This is a genomic window from Bacillus sp. FJAT-27916 (genome assembly GCF_001183965.1).
Classification (GTDB): Bacteria; Bacillota; Bacilli; order Bacillales; family Pradoshiaceae; genus Pradoshia.
In genome coordinates this window covers 637,016-653,404 of sequence record NZ_LFZV01000001.1, presented here as the reverse complement: position 1 = coordinate 653,404, position 16,389 = coordinate 637,016, and the positions used below count along the sequence as shown (strand labels likewise).

Annotated in this window: 17 protein-coding genes and 1 riboswitch; of the genes, 4 read left to right on the top strand and 13 right to left on the bottom strand. The window is 44.1% G+C overall.

The features are described 5' to 3' along the window. Nucleotides 1-43: 43 nt before the first annotated feature. Entirely contained in the window at nt 44-787 is a 744-nt protein-coding gene (locus AC622_RS03040) for a YqcI/YcgG family protein (RefSeq protein ID WP_049669731.1), read from the top strand. Between the two features lie 381 nt (nt 788-1,168). Here AC622_RS03040 and AC622_RS03035 read toward each other — a convergent pair whose 3' ends face one another. Beyond that, complete coding sequence (locus AC622_RS03035) at nt 1,169-1,366, bottom strand: YwbE family protein (protein WP_049669730.1); 198 nt, start codon at nt 1,364-1,366, stop codon at nt 1,169-1,171. 103 nt (nt 1,367-1,469) lie between these two features. Between AC622_RS03035 and AC622_RS03030 the strand changes: the two genes are divergently transcribed. Beyond that, the gene (locus AC622_RS03030) at nt 1,470-1,943 is read left to right on the top strand and encodes a hypothetical protein (RefSeq protein ID WP_049669729.1); all 474 of its coding nucleotides are present in this window, start codon (nt 1,470-1,472) and stop codon (nt 1,941-1,943) included. A gap of 124 nt (nt 1,944-2,067) precedes the next feature. After that, nucleotides 2,068-3,396 (top strand): IS3 family transposase, encoded by a 1,329-nt coding sequence (locus AC622_RS03025; protein ID WP_049669728.1) that lies wholly within the window; start codon nt 2,068-2,070, stop codon nt 3,394-3,396. 63 nt (nt 3,397-3,459) lie between these two features. Here AC622_RS03025 and AC622_RS03020 read toward each other — a convergent pair whose 3' ends face one another. The 10 genes from AC622_RS03020 to AC622_RS02975 form a co-directional block, all read right to left on the bottom strand. Beyond that, entirely contained in the window at nt 3,460-4,239 is a 780-nt protein-coding gene (locus tag AC622_RS03020; protein WP_049669727.1) for an enoyl-CoA hydratase/isomerase family protein, read from the bottom strand. A gap of 2 nt (nt 4,240-4,241) precedes the next feature. After that, nucleotides 4,242-5,393 carry a thiolase family protein gene (locus tag AC622_RS03015; protein WP_049669726.1) on the bottom strand — a complete coding sequence of 384 codons (1,152 nt, stop codon included), beginning with the start codon at nt 5,391-5,393 and terminating at the stop codon, nt 4,242-4,244. A 21-nt stretch (nt 5,394-5,414) separates the two neighbouring features. Next, nucleotides 5,415-6,251, bottom strand: coding sequence for an SDR family NAD(P)-dependent oxidoreductase (locus tag AC622_RS03010; protein ID WP_049669725.1), 837 nt, complete (start codon nt 6,249-6,251; stop codon nt 5,415-5,417). Next, complete coding sequence (locus AC622_RS03005; RefSeq protein ID WP_049669724.1) at nt 6,252-8,132, bottom strand: AMP-dependent synthetase/ligase; 1,881 nt, start codon at nt 8,130-8,132, stop codon at nt 6,252-6,254. Between the two features lie 100 nt (nt 8,133-8,232). Further along, nucleotides 8,233-8,598 (bottom strand): SCP2 sterol-binding domain-containing protein, encoded by a 366-nt coding sequence (locus tag AC622_RS03000; RefSeq protein WP_049669723.1) that lies wholly within the window; start codon nt 8,596-8,598, stop codon nt 8,233-8,235. A gap of 119 nt (nt 8,599-8,717) precedes the next feature. Further along, a complete protein-coding gene (locus tag AC622_RS02995) occupies nt 8,718-9,938 on the bottom strand; it encodes an acyl-CoA dehydrogenase family protein (protein ID WP_049672760.1) in 1,221 nt (406 codons plus the stop codon). Beyond that, nucleotides 9,898-11,070, bottom strand: coding sequence for an acyl-CoA dehydrogenase family protein (locus tag AC622_RS02990; protein ID WP_082197001.1), 1,173 nt, complete (start codon nt 11,068-11,070; stop codon nt 9,898-9,900). The genes AC622_RS02995 and AC622_RS02990 overlap by 41 nt, the downstream gene beginning before the upstream one ends. 20 nt (nt 11,071-11,090) lie before the next feature. Then, nucleotides 11,091-11,696, bottom strand: coding sequence for a TetR/AcrR family transcriptional regulator (locus AC622_RS02985; RefSeq protein ID WP_049669722.1), 606 nt, complete (start codon nt 11,694-11,696; stop codon nt 11,091-11,093). Nucleotides 11,697-11,860: 164 nt separating this feature from the next. After that, nucleotides 11,861-12,820 carry an ABC transporter substrate-binding protein gene (locus tag AC622_RS02980; RefSeq protein WP_049672758.1) on the bottom strand — a complete coding sequence of 320 codons (960 nt, stop codon included), beginning with the start codon at nt 12,818-12,820 and terminating at the stop codon, nt 11,861-11,863. 632 nt (nt 12,821-13,452) lie between these two features. Continuing rightward, nucleotides 13,453-13,653, bottom strand: a riboswitch (cobalamin riboswitch). Between the two features lie 20 nt (nt 13,654-13,673). Beyond that, a complete protein-coding gene (locus tag AC622_RS02975) occupies nt 13,674-13,997 on the bottom strand; it encodes a DUF6509 family protein (protein ID WP_049669721.1) in 324 nt (107 codons plus the stop codon). Nucleotides 13,998-14,150: 153 nt separating this feature from the next. On the opposite strand from AC622_RS02975, the gene AC622_RS02970 reads away from it, so the two are divergent. Continuing rightward, on the top strand, nt 14,151-14,837 hold the full coding sequence (locus AC622_RS02970) for a polysaccharide deacetylase family protein (protein ID WP_049669720.1): 687 nt from the start codon (nt 14,151-14,153) through the stop codon (nt 14,835-14,837). Between the two features lie 58 nt (nt 14,838-14,895). Here AC622_RS02970 and AC622_RS02965 read toward each other — a convergent pair whose 3' ends face one another. Together AC622_RS02965 and AC622_RS02960 are read right to left on the bottom strand one after the other, a co-directional pair. Next, the gene (locus AC622_RS02965) at nt 14,896-15,228 is read right to left on the bottom strand and encodes an antibiotic biosynthesis monooxygenase family protein (RefSeq protein ID WP_049669719.1); all 333 of its coding nucleotides are present in this window, start codon (nt 15,226-15,228) and stop codon (nt 14,896-14,898) included. 69 nt (nt 15,229-15,297) lie between these two features. Beyond that, nucleotides 15,298-16,332 carry a siderophore ABC transporter substrate-binding protein gene (locus tag AC622_RS02960; RefSeq protein ID WP_049669718.1) on the bottom strand — a complete coding sequence of 345 codons (1,035 nt, stop codon included), beginning with the start codon at nt 16,330-16,332 and terminating at the stop codon, nt 15,298-15,300. Nucleotides 16,333-16,389 lie beyond the last annotated feature (57 nt).

Sequence of the window (16,389 nt, the reverse complement as noted above, 5' to 3'; positions counted from 1 at the left end):
TTAGGGAATAATTCACTATCTAAATGAACAGGAGAATCGTTTTATGTCATTAATCAATCAGGTAAATCGTGAATTGCTTCAAAAAGAGGATATGGAAAATGCTTCGATAGTACCGGCATGGGTCACAGAGGAATACAGAACCTTTAAAAAAATCGTAACCGACCCCACGTTCCCATGCTATTTCGGAATGAAGGCCGAGAATAAGGGCGAGCTTCGTTATGCCTATATTACTCATGAGGATTGGTCCAATCTGCCGAAGGCGCTTGAAGGCTTTCTTGATTTATTCAAGCAGCCGACAAAAGTTCGTCATGGCTTCTTCCTTTTTGTAGAGCCCGAAAAAGAGCCGAGAGACATCCCTTATTATCGTGATTATTTCTGGAGGGTTCTGCAATACTTGCATGAACAAGATCCTGCTCCATGGCCGCAAATGGCACCTAAGGATCCAGACCACTATTTATGGGACTTCCATTTTGGCGGTGAGCCGATATTTGCTTTCGGCAATTGTCCGGCCTATAAGCAGCGGAAAACACGTGATCTCGGCAGCAGCCTCGTGATTGGCTTTCAGCCCAGGAAAATCTTCGAAGGCTTAAAGGGGACAGAAAAAGGTGGAATCATGTCACGTGAAAAGGTGCGTGAACGAGTTGAAGCATGGGACCAGCTTCCGAAGCACCCGGATATCAGCCATTATGGCGACCCGGCGCATAATGAATGGAAGCAATTCTTCATCGGTGATGATAGTGAGCCGATAACTGGAAAATGTCCATTTCACCATAAGGAAATGGATTGAATTATACAAAGCGGCTTCCTGAACTAGTCTTTGGGAGGCGGCTTTTTTTATTTCAGAGGAAAGGCTTTTGCCTTTCTCCAGCTGGACGGACTGAGATAACATGTGACCAAAGATGGTTAGCCCTTAGCCTCTGTCTTTTTCCCTTAAAGATGGCTGTTCGCCCATATATGATAAGCTTTCGCCCTTAAAGCATGAAATTCTGAAGAAACGCATTCAAAATGGTAGTTCAAATAAGCTGGATGAGTTTTCGTTAAATATCCCGTCATTTTCATTATTAAACTCCAGAAACAATCTGCATGAAGCTTTTATCTCTTGTAAGTTTGAGACAAACAAAACAGGCGGAAAGACATCCGCCTGTTTTGTTATCAAGAAATAGGTCATTTACTGTACGATATGCTTTACCCTTCCCACTTGTCCATCAGTCAGCCTAACCTTGATGCCATGGGGATGTGTCGGTGAATTCGTCAAGATATCTTTCACGATTCCTCTTGTTAATGTCCCGCTTCGCTGATCCTTTTTTAAGACGATATCGACCTCGAGCCCTGGCTTGATTTGGCTGCGATTCTGTCCGTTTGTCATATACTCACCGCCTCCTTCAATGATTTAACACTCTGAACATGATGGTTTTTAATAACTAATGATATAATGGACGAATAGAAAAATCCACTTATTTGGAGGAAGTATGTTAACGTTTGAAGAAAAACTCGCTATAGCGGCAAGCTTTCCAGAGCTTGAACAAAAAAACGTGTCACTGGGGCGCGTGAATTTCCAATTCCCAGAGAGCAAGACTGACAAAAAGAATGTCATTTATCATCTGCACCCGAACGGGAATGGCTTTGTGTATGCAGAAGGGATTCCAGGATACCCTGTTGACCAAAAAGGCATGGTTAATATTCGTGACTACTCAGAAGAGGACCTGCGCACATTGATTCAGAAATCCATTGATCTTCTATCAATCAACCCGAACGAAGCCATCACCATTGAAGGAGAGGCAGTCGAAGAGGTATGGAGAAATGAAGAGGGTCATACCCTCACCATCATCCTTGAGGAGGATATGTGGAATGTGTATGCCGGCATCTATTTAGACGGTACATTCCCATCCTACAATGAAGCAAAATCCTACTTGATGGAAGAGGGCTTCACAAAGCAGAATTAATGAATGAGAAAAAGGGCTTACCTTTATAAACTGGTACCTGTAGTTAGGACACTTGAAAAAGAGTGTCCTAGCTACAGGTTTTCTTATATACTAGAGGTCATGAAATAAGATACAAGGGGATACCATGAGTAAGATTACATTTACATCTAGAGAGATTAAACTACTTCAAAAAAACCCAAATGTACAACGTGTCAGCGAGCGATCCATCACCTATACAGATGCATTTAAAAATAGATTTATTGATGAGTATATGACGGGAAAGCTTCCCCGGCAAATTTTTATGGAGGGCGGTTTTGATGTCGACCTCATTGGAATGAAGCGAATCGAACAATCGGCCTATAGGTGGAAGAAAGCCTATGAAACCAATGGGTTACTTGGACTCACGGATTCAAGGAAAACGGCATCTGGAAGGCCGTTAAAACGGGAACTCTCACCATCTGAAGTGATTAAACGCCAAGAAGCTCAAATTAAGCTGTTGGAAGGACAAATAGAGCTATTAAAAAAGCTAGAAATGACCGAAAGGAGGCTGTTAAACGAAAGTCAAAACCTCGCTCCAAATAGAATCTATCAGCTGATTTATGAGACCTTGGAACAACATTCATTCAAGCGATTGACGGCATACTTTTGTGCCCTCTTAGGCGTATCCCGTTCGGGTTACTACAGTTACTTAAAGGCTTTTGAGGTCCGTAAAGCAAGAGAACAATTAGATTTAGAAGCGAAAGAGCTCATTTTAAAAGCGTTCAAACGACGCGGGTATAAGAAGGGGTCTCGCTCCATTAAGATGGTATTAGAAAATAAGTATGGAGTCCTCTTTAGTCGAAAAAAGATTCAACGAATCATGAGGAAATATGGGATTGTCTGTCCTCACAGGAGGTCAAATCCTTATAGGAAAATCGCCAAAGCCACTAAGGAACACCAGGTCGTTCCAAACAAGTTGAACCGAGAATTCAAACAAGGAGTTCCTGGTAAAGTACTATTAACAGATATCACCTATTTGCCATATGCCGGAAGACAGATGGCTTATTTGTCGACCATAAAAGATGCCTCGACGAACGAAATCCTCGTTTACCATGTTTCAGACCGAATTACATTGGATATCGCCACGCAGACGATCCATAAGTTAATGAACAACAAGAAAGTAAAATTAGACAAGGATGCGTTTATCCACTCCGATCAAGGAAGCCATTACACAAGTCCTCGTTATCAAAAATTATTGAAGAAATATGGATTGGGACAATCCATGTCTCGCCGGGGAAACTGTTGGGACAATGCCCCTCAGGAATCGTTCTTTGGGCACCTCAAAGATGAAGTCGATTATCGATCTTGCCAGACACTGAATGAACTAAAGGCCAAAATAAAGCACTACATCAATTACTATAATTATGACCGTTATCAATGGAACTTAAAGAAGATGACCCCTGTTCAATTTAGGAATCATCTTCTCGTAGCTTAGTCTCTTTTTTTTAATGTGTCCTTGACAGGGGTACCAGTTTATTACGGGAAGCCCTTTTCTTTTTTATTTCCCTTTAAATTCAGCCTTTCTTTTCATAAAGAAGGCACTAATTCCTTCAATTGCATCCTCAGAGCGTACTATGCTTACATTATGCTCAAGCTCAATTTGCAAGCCTTCATCAAGCGTTGTTTCCATTCCTCTGCTCACCGCATCTAATATCCCTCGAATGGCCAGCGGCGGCCCTTCTGCTAATTGATCCGCATAAGCAAGCGCCGTTTCAAGAAATCCATTTGCTGGAACTAGCTGATTGACCAATCCATATTCAAGCGCCGTTTTTGCTGAAATGGTTTCACCACTCAGCATAAGCCCTAGTGCCCGCCTGCTTCCAATTAACCGAGGAAGACGCTGCGTTCCTCCATATCCCGGAATAATCCCCAGCTTGATTTCCGGAAGACCGAAATCAGCCGCTTCACTTGCAATGGCTAGATGACACGCCATTTGAAGTTCATTCCCTCCTCCGAGAGCCCGGCCATTTACAGCCGCGATAATCGGCTTTGGAAAGCTTTCGATTCGGTTAAACAAATGATGCATTCGCTGAATCATTGATCTTGCCTTGCCCGGGTCTGCCAGTTCAGCAAATTCATTTACATCTGCTCCCGCCGAGAAGAACTTATCACCAACACCAGTTATAATAATGGCACGGATTCCATCATTGCTCTCAAAGTCATCCAAATACCCTTCAATCTCATATAGAGTATCTCTGCTGAGCGTATTGAGCGGCGGGCGATTAATCGTCAGCATAGCTGTCTTCCCTCCGACTTCCAACGTACAGTTCACACCCATAGTTAAACCTCCCGTTCAATAATGACAGCAATAGCCTGGCCAAATCCAATACACATCGTCGCAAGGCCATATCTTCCATTTACACGATCGAGTTCATTGATCATCGTGGCAATGATTCGGGCACCGCTGGCTCCAAGAGGATGGCCGAGCGCAATGGCCCCTCCGTTCCTATTCACTTTATCCATGTCGGCATTAAGCTCTTTTGCCCATGCGAGCACAACGGAGGCAAAGGCTTCATTGACCTCAAATAAATCGATATCCTCCATTGTCAATCCGGCCTTCTCTAATACCTTCTTCGTTGCAGGAATGATTCCGGTCAGCATAATTTCCGGGTCGACGCCTGCGATTGCGGTCGCAACGACCCTTGCTCGTGGATGCAAACCAAGCTCCTTTGCCTTTTTTCGTGATGTGAGCAAGACCGCTGCTGCCCCGTCACTAATTTGGCTTGCGTTTCCTGCTGTCACATGACCATCTGGAAGAAACGAGGGTTTTAGCTCGGATAAGCGGGCCAAGGAGGTATTGGGGCGCGGGGTTTCATCAGCCTCGAACATCACTTTATCTCCCGTTTCATTTTTGACCTCAATCGGCACGATTTCCCGTTCAAACCTTCCTTCTTCAATAGCATCAAGTGCTTTCTGATGACTCGAAAGGGAGAAGTGGTCCATCTCCTCCCGGGAAATCTGCCACCTCTGTGCAATCAGCTCTGCCGAGAATCCTTGCGGGATGATTGTGTACTGGCTCATAAGCATATCAGGGAAATCACCGCCATCACTTCCCATAGGTACCCGATTCATATTTTCTACACCAGCAGCAATCGTACAATCACTCATCCCCGCCATGATGGCATGAGCCGATTGGGCCAATGTATCGAGACTTGATCCGCACATCCTATTCGTGCTGGACCCGCATACCTCAACAGGAAATCCAGCAATCAAGCTGGCAATTCGGCCAATATTCATACCTTGTTCACCAATTTGGGTAACACAGCCCATTTTGATATCCTCAACTTCCATTGGGTCTATTCCAATTCGCTCAGTCAATTTCCTTAACACATGTGCTGCCATTTCATCTGGACGATAGCTGGTGAGGATTCCACCCTTTCGTCCAATAGGCGTCCTGACAGCCTCTATGATTATGGCATCTCGATCATTCATCTCGGCAATCTCCCTCCTCTCTTAAAATGTAAATAGATCAATGCCGCCTGCTACCGGCAGAGCAACACCTGTTATATAAGAGGCTTCCTTACTTGAGAGAAAGGTTATCGCATTAGCAATGTCCTCCGGTTCACCCGGCCGTTTAAAAGCAGTTCGCGCAATCATTCTGTCTCTCATCGACGGATTCGTATATTGGAAGGCTTCCGTATTGATAATTCCCGGCACAATCGCATTAACGGTAATTTGATATTTCGCTCCTTCAAGCGCTAAGGATTTCGTCAATCCCAGAATACCGGCTTTTGTGGTCGCATAACTAGCTTGCCCATATCCGCCATGTGTCCCGGCCACTGATGCCATATTAATAATGCGCCCTTCCTTTTGATCCTTCATATACTTCCAAACGGATTTGCAGCAGTTATAGGCACCTGTCAAATTGACGTTCAAGTCCCTGCTCCAATAATCATCATTTTGATCTTCTAGTCTGGCAGTATGATCCAAGGTTCCTGCATTGTTGACGAGTATATCAATACGGCCAAACTGGCTGATGACCTCAGCCATCACTCGTTCGACTTCCTCTCGATTTGTCACATCCATCTTAAAAGCTGCTGATTTTCTTCCCAACTCCGTTATTTCCTGTGTGGTCGACTTCGTATAAACGGCCTTTGAATGAACCATAATTTGAGCCACCGGACCCAGTTTTTCTGAAGTTGCATCGATTTGTTCATCGTCTTCGATTAATATGTCTGTTACGATGACATCCGCACCTGCCCGAGCCAAGCATAAGGCATCCGCTCTGCCAAGTCCTCTGGATGCACCTGTTACAAGCGCTACCTTGCCTTCTAATGAAAATGGCATCATTCATTGCTCCCCTTTCACTCTAGGTAATGAGATTCCCACCGCTGCTTCATCGGCAGCGATGTCTATTTCTCCATTGGCAGTCTCCGCATATAAATGATCAATGGCAGCCTTATATTTCTTTTCCACCTCTGCATACCGTACCTTTAAGGAAGGGGTCAGCTCTCCTGTCTCAACTGTCCATTCCTTATTGACGAATAAAAGCTTTTTCGGCTGTTCATATTGAGCAAATTTCTTTGTGTATTTCGTGACTTCTCTTGTTAATAAAGCTTGTATTTGCTTATTGGATAATAACTCCTGAGGAGAACCATGAATCCCCTTATGCCTGCACCATTCCTTCAAATTGGTGAAATCCGGTGCCAGCAGCGCGATGACGTATTTTTTGTTCTGCCCGACCAGGACGGCATTTTCAATATAGGGACTTTGATGCAGCGCATTCTCTACCGGCTGTGGAGCAATATTCTTTCCTGTAGACAGAACAAGAATCCGTTTCTTACGGTCAATAATCCGTAAATATCCATCCTCATCCAGCTGGCCGATATCACCGGTCTTAAACCATTCCCCTTCGAAGGCTTCTGCTGTTGCCTCCGGGTCGCGGTAATACCCACTCATCACACTTGGACCTTTCACCAGCACTTCTCCATCTGCCGCTAAACGAATTTCCAGATTGGGCAGCGGCTTTCCAACCGTTCCTACCTTTGAGCGTGAGACAGGATTCACGCAAATGACCGGAGCTGTTTCCGTCAGCCCATACCCTTCAAGAACAGGCAGGTCAACTGACCAAAAAAATTGGCCAATCTCCGGATTTAACGCTCCTCCTCCTGAGATAAACCCTCTGATGCGGCCCCCTAATTTTTGTTTAACCTTCTGATAGACAAGTCTTTCAGAGATTTTCCATCTTCGTCTAAATTCCTTGGGCAGTTCAGCCTTGCGCATTAACTCATCAGCCGGACATGACAAATAATAGCGGTAGCGCTCTTCCCCTACCCCCAGAGCCCAATGAAAGACCTTTTTGCGGATGGGCGTTCCAGATTCGACCATCTTCATGGCTTGTGCATAGACTCTCTCAAATAATAGAGGAACGCTGACCAATACAGTCGGCCTGACTTCGAGAAGATTATCTTGAACGGTATCAATACTTTCTGCATACGCAATCGTAGCTCCTACATAGAAGGGGAAAAACTGGCCAGCCATTCGCTCAAATATATGCGATAAGGGGAGATGGGAAAGCATAATGTCGTCGGGCCGTGCTTCCAGCACCCAAAACTGAACTCCTTCCACATTGGCTAAAATATTGCCATGGGTAAGCATGGCGCCCTTTGGATGTCCAGTTGTTCCGGAAGTATAAATAATAGTCGCTAAATCCTCTCTCGTAATCTGCATAAAGCCGTCTTGCCAATCTTCTGTGGAATTCCTTTTGCCTCTTGATAGGAATTCCTGCATGGAAGCAGAAAAATTCTCTGCGGGAGGTTTTTCTGCAGGTTCATAAATGACGACTCTCTCATGCTGAAATTCCTCTAATTCCAGCTTTTGCAGCTGCCTCTCATTTCCAACAAAAATGAATTCGCAGGCTGAATTATGAAGGATATAGCTTACTTGATTACGCGGCAAAGTGGAATGAATAGGAACGCTGACTGCACCAATGCTCATAATCGCAAGGTCACTGATTGCCCAGTATGGATGATTATCCGACAGAATGGCAACCTTATCTCCCTTCCCTACTCCTCTCTCCAAAAGGGCATGGGCCGTATGAGCAACCTGTTCCCAAAAATCTGCATAGGTGATTGCTTTGTAAACACCTTTGACCTTTGCCATCAATGCATCTTTCTGGCCGTATCTTTGAACTGTTCTATAAACCATATCGACCAGATTCAAAGGTTTCATAGGACACCTCCCTTATATAAGATAATCAGGTATGGATACCACACCTGATTATCTCTCCCTACCAATTCGTTCACCAGCACTCCTAACCAGTCTCACAAACTTATAGATGGTCTTGGACATTGTATTGCTTCAAGATGCCTTCAAGCTTAATCGCTTTACCAATATCTCCTTTAATCTTGAGTTTGCCGGACATGAACGCAACAGTTCCATTTAACTTGCCTAGCAAGAATTGGCGGAAGTTATCTAGAGACATAATCAAGGTGCAGTCAGCTGGGGCAGCTTCTCCTTCCGCTACCTCTGCTTTGCCGTCTTGCAGATTCAGCTGATAGACACCTTCTTCTGCTCCCGTTATCGTAAACTGATACCTTGTCGTAATTCCCTCAATTGGACCAGGATTGGCATTTAACGCCTCCTCAATTTTTGTAAAAGACTCCGGTAATGTATAATCTTCAATTGCTTTACCCATTTTTCTTTTCCTCCTTCATTTATTGGCCTTCCGGCATTTGAATCTTATCTCATTCTTTTTAATAGCAAACTCACATTCTATTAAGGTCAGGGCATCACCTCCTGCAAATGACTGCTTCTTTATACACGAATCCCATATGGTTCATATAAATGACGCGCTATAATCAGCTGCTGAATTTGATTTGTGCCCTCAAAAATGTCATAGATTTTCGCATCACGGTACAGCTTCTCTACTAAATTCCCCTCCAAGCCATAAGGTCCCATGATTTCCAGGCTTGCCGATGTTACCTCAAGTGCAATCTTCCCGGCAAAGGCCTTGCACATTGCAGCCTCTTTCGCATTAGGCTTTCCTAGGTCTCCTTTCCAGGCTGACTCCCAAGTTAACAGGCGGGCCGCTTGTATCTTCTGCTGCATCTCGGCCAATAGCCCCAACGCTTGTCTGTAATGCACACCATGGCGCGGGAATTCTGATTGGACGAATTCGAGCGTATACTCATACGCTGCTCTTGCAATACCGGTAGCCATGGCCGCAATGATCGGTCTTGTACTATCAAAGGTCTTCATCGCAACTCTGAAGCCGCCTGAGCGCGCGCCCGTGCTCTGATAGGCTTCCTCTCCTCCGAGCAGATTTTCATCCGGAACAAAGCAATCTTCAAAGACCAGTTCTGCTGTCTCAGAAGCCCGCAGCCCCATCTTATCCGCAAGCCTCGTACAAGAGAATCCCGGCGTTCCCTTCTCTACAACGAATGCCCGGTGACCGGCTCTTCCAAGTGTCTTATCCACAGTCGCAAAGGCCACTACCCATGAGGCTCTCTTACCATTCGTAATGAAGATTTTTTGACCATTCAGGACATAGCCTCCATTTACCTTCACGGCGGTTGTCTGCAATCCAGATACATCCGAGCCTGCCTCCGGCTCCGTTAAAGCATATGCTCCCCATTTAGGCTCTTCATCTCTTGAGAAGATTGAAAGAAAACGCTCCTTCTGCTCCTTTGTACCGCTATGCTGAATCGGCGGGCCTCCAAGACCTGGTCCAGGCAATGTAAGAGCAATGGCGCAATCTCCCCATCCAAGCTCCTCTGAAGCAATCACGCCAAGCCGGTTTCCCTGCTTTTCCCGTTTCTTCTCCTCTTTTTCTTTCCTCTCAACGTCTCCATCCTTCTCTCCAAAGGAAGACATACTGAGCGAGATTCCTAATTGATTGACTTTCTTCAGCCAATCATCCGGCACCCTCTTTTGTTCATCAGACAGCATAGAAATGGGACGGACTTCATTTTCGGCAAACCAATGGACAACATCCTTAACTTGGGCTTGATGTGGAGACAGTTCGTATGAAATCAACCGCTTCACTCCTTTCATCTTCATTCAGGAGCCAATCTCCTGCATACGCGTTTAAGTCATGCTCCTGCGCAAGCCATACCACTTGGGCCTGACCGTCTCTCATCCATTTCTCAACAGGGTGGTCTTGGACATATCCATGTCCCCCAAGAAGCTGTACAGCCGAATCTGTCACAAACCGGACAGCTCGATGAGCATTCTGCAGAGCTTGAATACTGTGGAATCCAGCATCATTGGCTCCAATGTCTATTTGCTTAGCCGCATATAGAACAAGATGGCGGGCAGCTTTGACATGAATCGCCATCTGAGCGACATTAAAGGATACCCCTTGAAACTTAGCGATTTCTGAGCCGAATGCCTTCCGGCTTGCGGTGTATTCCACCGTATAATCAAGCGCAGCAGAGATAACCCCTACCTCCTTTGCTGCCTCCATGACCCGAATTCGCCTCATAGCAGACTGACCAAGCTTTCTCGCTTCTACCCCTCTAGCAATGACCGACTCCTTGGAAACGGTTACTTTTTTGAATGACAGGCTGGCAAACCCAGCGCTTAATAGACCTAATCGATAATCACCCTCTAAAGCCTTGAATGAATGATCGAGGCTGTTCTCAAGCAAGAGAATGACCTCTTCTCCATCCTGTGCTTTCCCGTGGATCAGCACATAGTCCGCATACTTCCCATTTCTAAGCGGAACAGTCTCGCCATCAATCAGATAGCCCTCTTCATGACGGCTGATGGACAGCTTTGGCTGGTTCGGATGGCAAAAGGCGATTGTTGGTACATTCCCAGCCTGACAAGCTTTCTTATAGGCAGCAAAAGCAGGATGTTTCTCCGCTTCTCTTATAAAGGCCCCTGACTCCCCTGCTCCTGGAAGTCCCTGTACGATGTCTAAATCCCCATAAGCTAATGCCTCCAAAATCTGTACCTGCGAGAGGACAGGAAGCTCTAATCCACCAAAGCTTTCCGGCAATTCAAGGGTATCCAGGCCAATTTCTTGCAGCTTCTTGATGATTTCCTCACTGACCTTACGATTCTTTTCCGTTTCTCTTGCGGCCGGCCGAATCATTTTCAGGGCAAAATCTCGCGCCACTTGAATAAATGCGGCTTCCTCCTCACTCGGTTTGAATGAAACCAAGCCAAATCCCTCCTCACATATTAGTGATCGTTCGATAGATTGACGAACGCGCCTATGACAAGCCTGTTCAACAATCTGGCCATTTCCTCTATATGAAGGTCACTAGTTGTCTCCTTCACATGGCGAATCACCACCTCATTAATGGCGCCTACCATTGCCTGCGAGATAATGCGGATTTCTTCCTCTCTCACCTGTTCTGAAAACTCTTGATAGGCAAAGACAAAAATCAGGTCAGCAAAGCTTTGCATCGCTTCACGCCTGACTACCTCCACCTCCTCAGAAATACCAACTGATTCAAGCAGGATAAAATGAGCCACAGCAGGATTGGTAAAGCAGATTTGCAAATAGCGATAAATACCGGCATACGCTTTATAGCCAACTCTCGGCTCTTGCACAGCTGCCTTTTTGATTTCCAAGGCGATTTCATCAATTAAATCCTGGCAAAGAGCCACAACTAATGCTTCCTTGCTCGAAAATTGCTGATAGAAGGTCGTTTTGGATACATGGGCAGCTTCAACAATCTCGAGAACAGAGGTATTCTTAAAACCCTTTAAAGCAAAAAGCTTTAAGGCAGAATACAGCATCTTATCCTTCGCTTCTTTCGGAAGTTCCTTCATTAGCAGCATCTTGATCATTCCATTCTGTTTTGAGAGTACGAGTACGTATTGGTACTATCTTAACCCAGTAATTGGGACTTTTCAATAAAATTAACAGAAAATTTAAATAATAGTTTTCGACAAAAAAAGAGCTGGACAGCTTTCTTAATGAAAGCCATCCAACTCTTTTTTTCTTATTTATACACATCCGGATAGACTGCCTTCGCAATCTCCTTCAATCCATCAATTAAGCGAGGACCTGGTCTCGTGACCGTATCGCTATTCACATCATAAACTTCCTTCTTCTTCACAGCATTTACTTCAGACCAGCCGCTTCTAGCGTAAACCTGCTCTTGTGGATTATCGATATAATAACCATATGTAGTGATGATAACATCAGGATCCCTTTCAATGACCGTTTCCTCACTCATCGTTACCCAGCCTTCTTGGTCGGCTGCAATATTTTCTGCCCCAATGATCTCGAGCATTTCGTTCATAAATGTGCCGCTTCCCGTTGTATATAAATCCGGTGAGGCCGATACTTCAATCCATACCTTCTTCGTTTCCTTCACCTCAGCCGCTTTATCTTTAATGGCTGCTATCTCTTCTTTCATTTCAGCGATGATTTCTTCGCCTTCCGTCTCTTTACCAGTTGCCTTTGCAATCAGCTCTATTGTCTCATAGGCACCTTCAATAGAATTTGCATCTGGGACAACAACGACATCTATCCCAGCTGATTGAAGCTGTTGAATGATATCTTTATCATTTGTCCCTTGAGAGGCTGAAAATAAAGCAAGATCAGGATTAAGCTCCAATAATTTCTCCACATTCACCTCAATGCCGCCTAGCTTTGTTTTCTCAGAAACAGACTCAGGATAATTATCATAATCAGATACCCCGACAATTTCATCCTCAAGCCCTAATGCATACGCTGTTTCAGTATTGCTCGGAAGCAAGGAGACAATACGCTCAGGCTTGTCTTTGATCGTAATCTCTTCTCCTGTTCCATCCTTCACCGTTACTGGAAATGCGCTTTCTGTACTTTCACTGGAGTTCTTGCTCTTGTTTTCATTCTCTGATGTACCGCCGCAGGCAGTAAGAACAATGGATAAGGCCATCAAAAAGGCCAATAAACCGGCAAATCTCTTCTTCATTAACACGAATAATTCCCCTCCTCTAAAGTGAAACTTCCATCAGCGGGGGTGTTCTTATACCCGCTGATGGTTAGTTGAACCAATCGGGCACTTACGGTCAGTTAGTCTCTTTTCTTTAACCGAGTGTCTTACTGACCGTTAGTGCGGGATAAAGTGAAACTTCCATCAGCGGGGGTGTTCTTATACCCGCTGATGGTTAGTTGAACCAATCGGGCACTTACGGTCAGTTAGTCTCTTTTTTTAACCGGAGGTCTTACTGACCGTTAGTGCAGGATAAAGTGAAACTTCCATCAGCGGGTGAGCTCTTATACCCGCTGATGGTTAGTTGAACCAATCGGGCACTTACGGTCAGTTAGTCTCTTTTTTGTAACCGGAGGTCTTACTGACCGTTAGTGCGGGATAAAGTGAAACTTCCATCAGCGGGTGAGCTCTTATACCCGCTGATGGTTTGTTGAACCAATCGGGCACTTACGGTCAGTTAGTCTCTTTTTTGTAACCGGAGGTCTTACTGACCGTTAGTGCGGGATCAAATCTTCAGCCACATAAAAAGCCTTAGCTTCAATACGAAGCTAAGGCGGCATTCCAGTAATAGAAGCATAGAATCAGTCGCCCTATTCTTCCCACCGAAAAATAGAATTCAAGTACATAGAGCAGGTTTCCTGGCTTACGCTTATCTTGTTGAACCTGATTCCGCCTTCCCGTATTCAATAATGAACCAGTGGCATGAGTGAATCAGTTTATATGCGTTTACAGTAGCGGGGGCTGCACCGGACTTGCACCGGTTTCCCTATTATCCTTGTTTTCATCAAGGCACTCTATTACGGATTATATGGTTGTATCTCTAATCATATCCTCAATTGGATAAATTCTCAATAGCCGAATCATCCTCTTCTGCATCATAATGCTCTCGGCAAAAAGTAAGGACAGCTGTCTCTTCGTCTTCTTCTAATTCAAAGTCGAGCACATTTTTCGTTTCATTTTCAATGAATTCATATTTGCTGATTCGTTCCTTCTCTTCATCCTTTAAGAAAATAACGCGCAGCATAACACCGTTCTCGCTATATAATTCATCTTCCTCTGGAACATCGAGCTCAAGAAAGAATTCATACCGTTCGCCGGTTAGAATTCCAAATGGATCGTCCAATCTCTCCACTGTATAGCTTTCAATCTTTAACATTCAATCAAACCTTTCATCCATAACTATTTCATATTATACATATTTGTTCGACATTTTAACCACTTTTTGTTTCTATGCACGAATCATTTCTGCATATTCTTCAGGCATTTTCCCTAAACTATTCGAGAAACCCTGATGACTTAGGAGAACAAAATGCGAAAATTAATTGTACTTCCTTTATTAGCTCTTCTTCTGCTTCCAAATGAAGCTCTTGCCAAAACAGCCTATTTAAGCTTTGATGACGGCCCATCCAATATCACTGAACCAATCATGGACATCCTTGATATCCATGATGTGAAGGCAACTTTCTTCGTTACCGGTACGAAAGAAAAATCACACCATTATTTATACAAGAAAATGGTAAAACGTGGTCATGCTCTTGGACTTCATTCCTATTCGCACAAGTATTCATCTATTTACCGGTCAAAGGCATCTTTCTATGCGGATATTGAACGGCTGGAGGAATTCTTGAAGAAAGAAGTCGGTTCCTCTCCAAATATATTACGCTTTCCCGGCGGTTCCAATAATTACATCAACCGGCAATATGCCGGTACTAATTTGATGCCAATTCTTAAGGAGGAAGGCAAGAAACGCGGTTATGTATTTTTTGATTGGAATTGTGATGCAAATGATGCGATTAACCCACCGGTTCCCGAAAAGAAAATTACAGCTGGGATTATGAATTCAATCAATGGGAAAGAAAATTTATATATCCTGCTCCATGATTTCAATGGGAATACAACCGTTGTAGATGGACTGCCTGAAATTATCCGCCGTTTGAAGCATAAAGGCTACACATTTAAGGTGATGGATGAGACAACACCTCCTCTTGAGTTTTAAAGACGAACAAAAAGCCCATCTCACATTTTATTAGGGATGGGCTTTTTGTTCACTCGTCTTATTCAACGACCAGGTATTTTCCGTGCTCCATATTGATAACATAATCAGGCTTTGGCGGCTTTCCGCCATGCTCCTTGATTTTCGCCTTATGGCCTGCGATATGCTCAGGGCTCTTCTCCCAGGCCTTCCATGCTTCCTCTGATTCCCATCGAACCAGCATAACCACTTCCTCTTCCCCGCGTGCCGCTTTCTTCACTAACAGCTCACGCCCGATGAATCCTTCACGCTGTTCCACTAAGGATGGTCCTTGTCCAGGCTTTTTCTTAAAGCGCTCAAGTATCTTGTCTGCATTTCCTTCTGTCACTGTCCACTTACGGATTTGTACAAACATGATTCTCACTCCTGTCCCATTTAGTTAAAAAGAGCATGTCCCTTTGAGACATGCTCCATATTAATGAAATTATTTAAGCTCATTTAAGATTTCATCAAGTTTATCTGCTTCTGTTGTTACACCATTGCTTGAGAAGTACCAGTTAACACCGTCAAGATAGACGATTTTTCCTTCTTTATAAGCACGTGTTTTTTTGATGATATCATTTTCAATATCTTTTTTGATTGTCTCTACATCAGAAGCTGTACGGTCAATGATGAGCAACACCTCTGGGTCAACGGAAAGGACAGATTCATAAGAGAAATCGGAACCATGTGATGAAGCATCGATTTCAGTTGTTGCCGGCTTAAATCCAAAGTCATTATAAACATAAGCGAAGCGAGAATCTTTACCGTTGTCGAATCCGGAGATTTTCTTGTCATTGTACATAGCCACTAGTGCATTTTCATAGCCTGCTGCTTTTTCTTTCACAGCATCCACTTTTTCTTGCAGATTTGCTTTTAATTCCTCTGCTTTATCTTTCTTATCAAAGATTTTAGCTGCTAGATCAACTGTTTCGTATACAGCCTCTATGTAATTCTCATTGTCAGAGCCAATGAAAACAACATTTGGCGTAATTTCTTTAAGCTCTTCATAGTACGGTGTTTGGCGGCCTGAGATGAAAATAACATCCGGCTCTGCTGCTGCTACTGCTTCAAATTCGATTTGTTTCAATGTACCAACATCAGCTACATCATCATTTACATACTTTTCTTTCAAGTGATCCGGCATATTTCCTTTACCGCCGCCGGCAGCAACCCCTACGATTCCTTCAACCCCTAAAGCATCAAGTGTATCTAAGAAACCATAGTCAAGCGCTACAATACGCTCAGGCATTTTATCTAAAGTGACATCTTCAAATGTCGTCGTTTTTCCGCTTTCTTCATCTTCACGTGAATCTGATAATGAAGGCACAGTCATCGGGAATGCTGAGTTAGACTCATTTCCTTCTGTTTGTGAAGCTTTCTCAGAGGAATCTCCTCCTGTTGACTCTTCACTTGTGTTACAAGCAGACAACATTAATGTTAGTGTTGCAAGCGCTGCTAAAAACTTCCACTTCTTCATCCTGTATTTCCCCCTAAACAGAATCTTTAATTGAAAATGATTATCATTTTCATTTAC

Excerpts from the sequence above, each read along its gene's own strand:
- AC622_RS02980 (WP_049672758.1), bottom strand. The coding sequence starts at position 12,820 with ATGAAGAAGAGATTTGCCGGTTTATTGGCCTTTTTGATGGCCTTATCC.
- AC622_RS03000 (WP_049669723.1), bottom strand. The coding sequence starts at position 8,598 with ATGGGTAAAGCAATTGAAGATTATACATTACCGGAGTCTTTTACAAAA.
- AC622_RS02960 (WP_049669718.1), bottom strand. The coding sequence starts at position 16,332 with ATGAAGAAGTGGAAGTTTTTAGCAGCGCTTGCAACACTAACATTAATG.
- AC622_RS03010 (WP_049669725.1), bottom strand. The coding sequence starts at position 6,251 with ATGATGCCATTTTCATTAGAAGGCAAGGTAGCGCTTGTAACAGGTGCA.
- AC622_RS03020 (WP_049669727.1), bottom strand. The coding sequence starts at position 4,239 with ATGGGTGTGAACTGTACGTTGGAAGTCGGAGGGAAGACAGCTATGCTG.
- AC622_RS02965 (WP_049669719.1), bottom strand. The coding sequence starts at position 15,228 with ATGTTTGTACAAATCCGTAAGTGGACAGTGACAGAAGGAAATGCAGAC.
- AC622_RS03035 (WP_049669730.1), bottom strand. The coding sequence starts at position 1,366 with ATGACAAACGGACAGAATCGCAGCCAAATCAAGCCAGGGCTCGAGGTC.
- AC622_RS03030 (WP_049669729.1), top strand. The coding sequence starts at position 1,470 with ATGTTAACGTTTGAAGAAAAACTCGCTATAGCGGCAAGCTTTCCAGAG.
- AC622_RS02970 (WP_049669720.1), top strand. The coding sequence starts at position 14,151 with ATGCGAAAATTAATTGTACTTCCTTTATTAGCTCTTCTTCTGCTTCCA.
- AC622_RS03025 (WP_049669728.1), top strand. The coding sequence starts at position 2,068 with ATGAGTAAGATTACATTTACATCTAGAGAGATTAAACTACTTCAAAAA.
- AC622_RS03040 (WP_049669731.1), top strand. The coding sequence starts at position 44 with ATGTCATTAATCAATCAGGTAAATCGTGAATTGCTTCAAAAAGAGGAT.
- AC622_RS02985 (WP_049669722.1), bottom strand. The coding sequence starts at position 11,696 with ATGCTGCTAATGAAGGAACTTCCGAAAGAAGCGAAGGATAAGATGCTG.
- AC622_RS03015 (WP_049669726.1), bottom strand. The coding sequence starts at position 5,393 with ATGAATGATCGAGATGCCATAATCATAGAGGCTGTCAGGACGCCTATT.
- AC622_RS02975 (WP_049669721.1), bottom strand. The coding sequence starts at position 13,997 with ATGTTAAAGATTGAAAGCTATACAGTGGAGAGATTGGACGATCCATTT.
- AC622_RS03005 (WP_049669724.1), bottom strand. The coding sequence starts at position 8,132 with ATGAAACCTTTGAATCTGGTCGATATGGTTTATAGAACAGTTCAAAGA.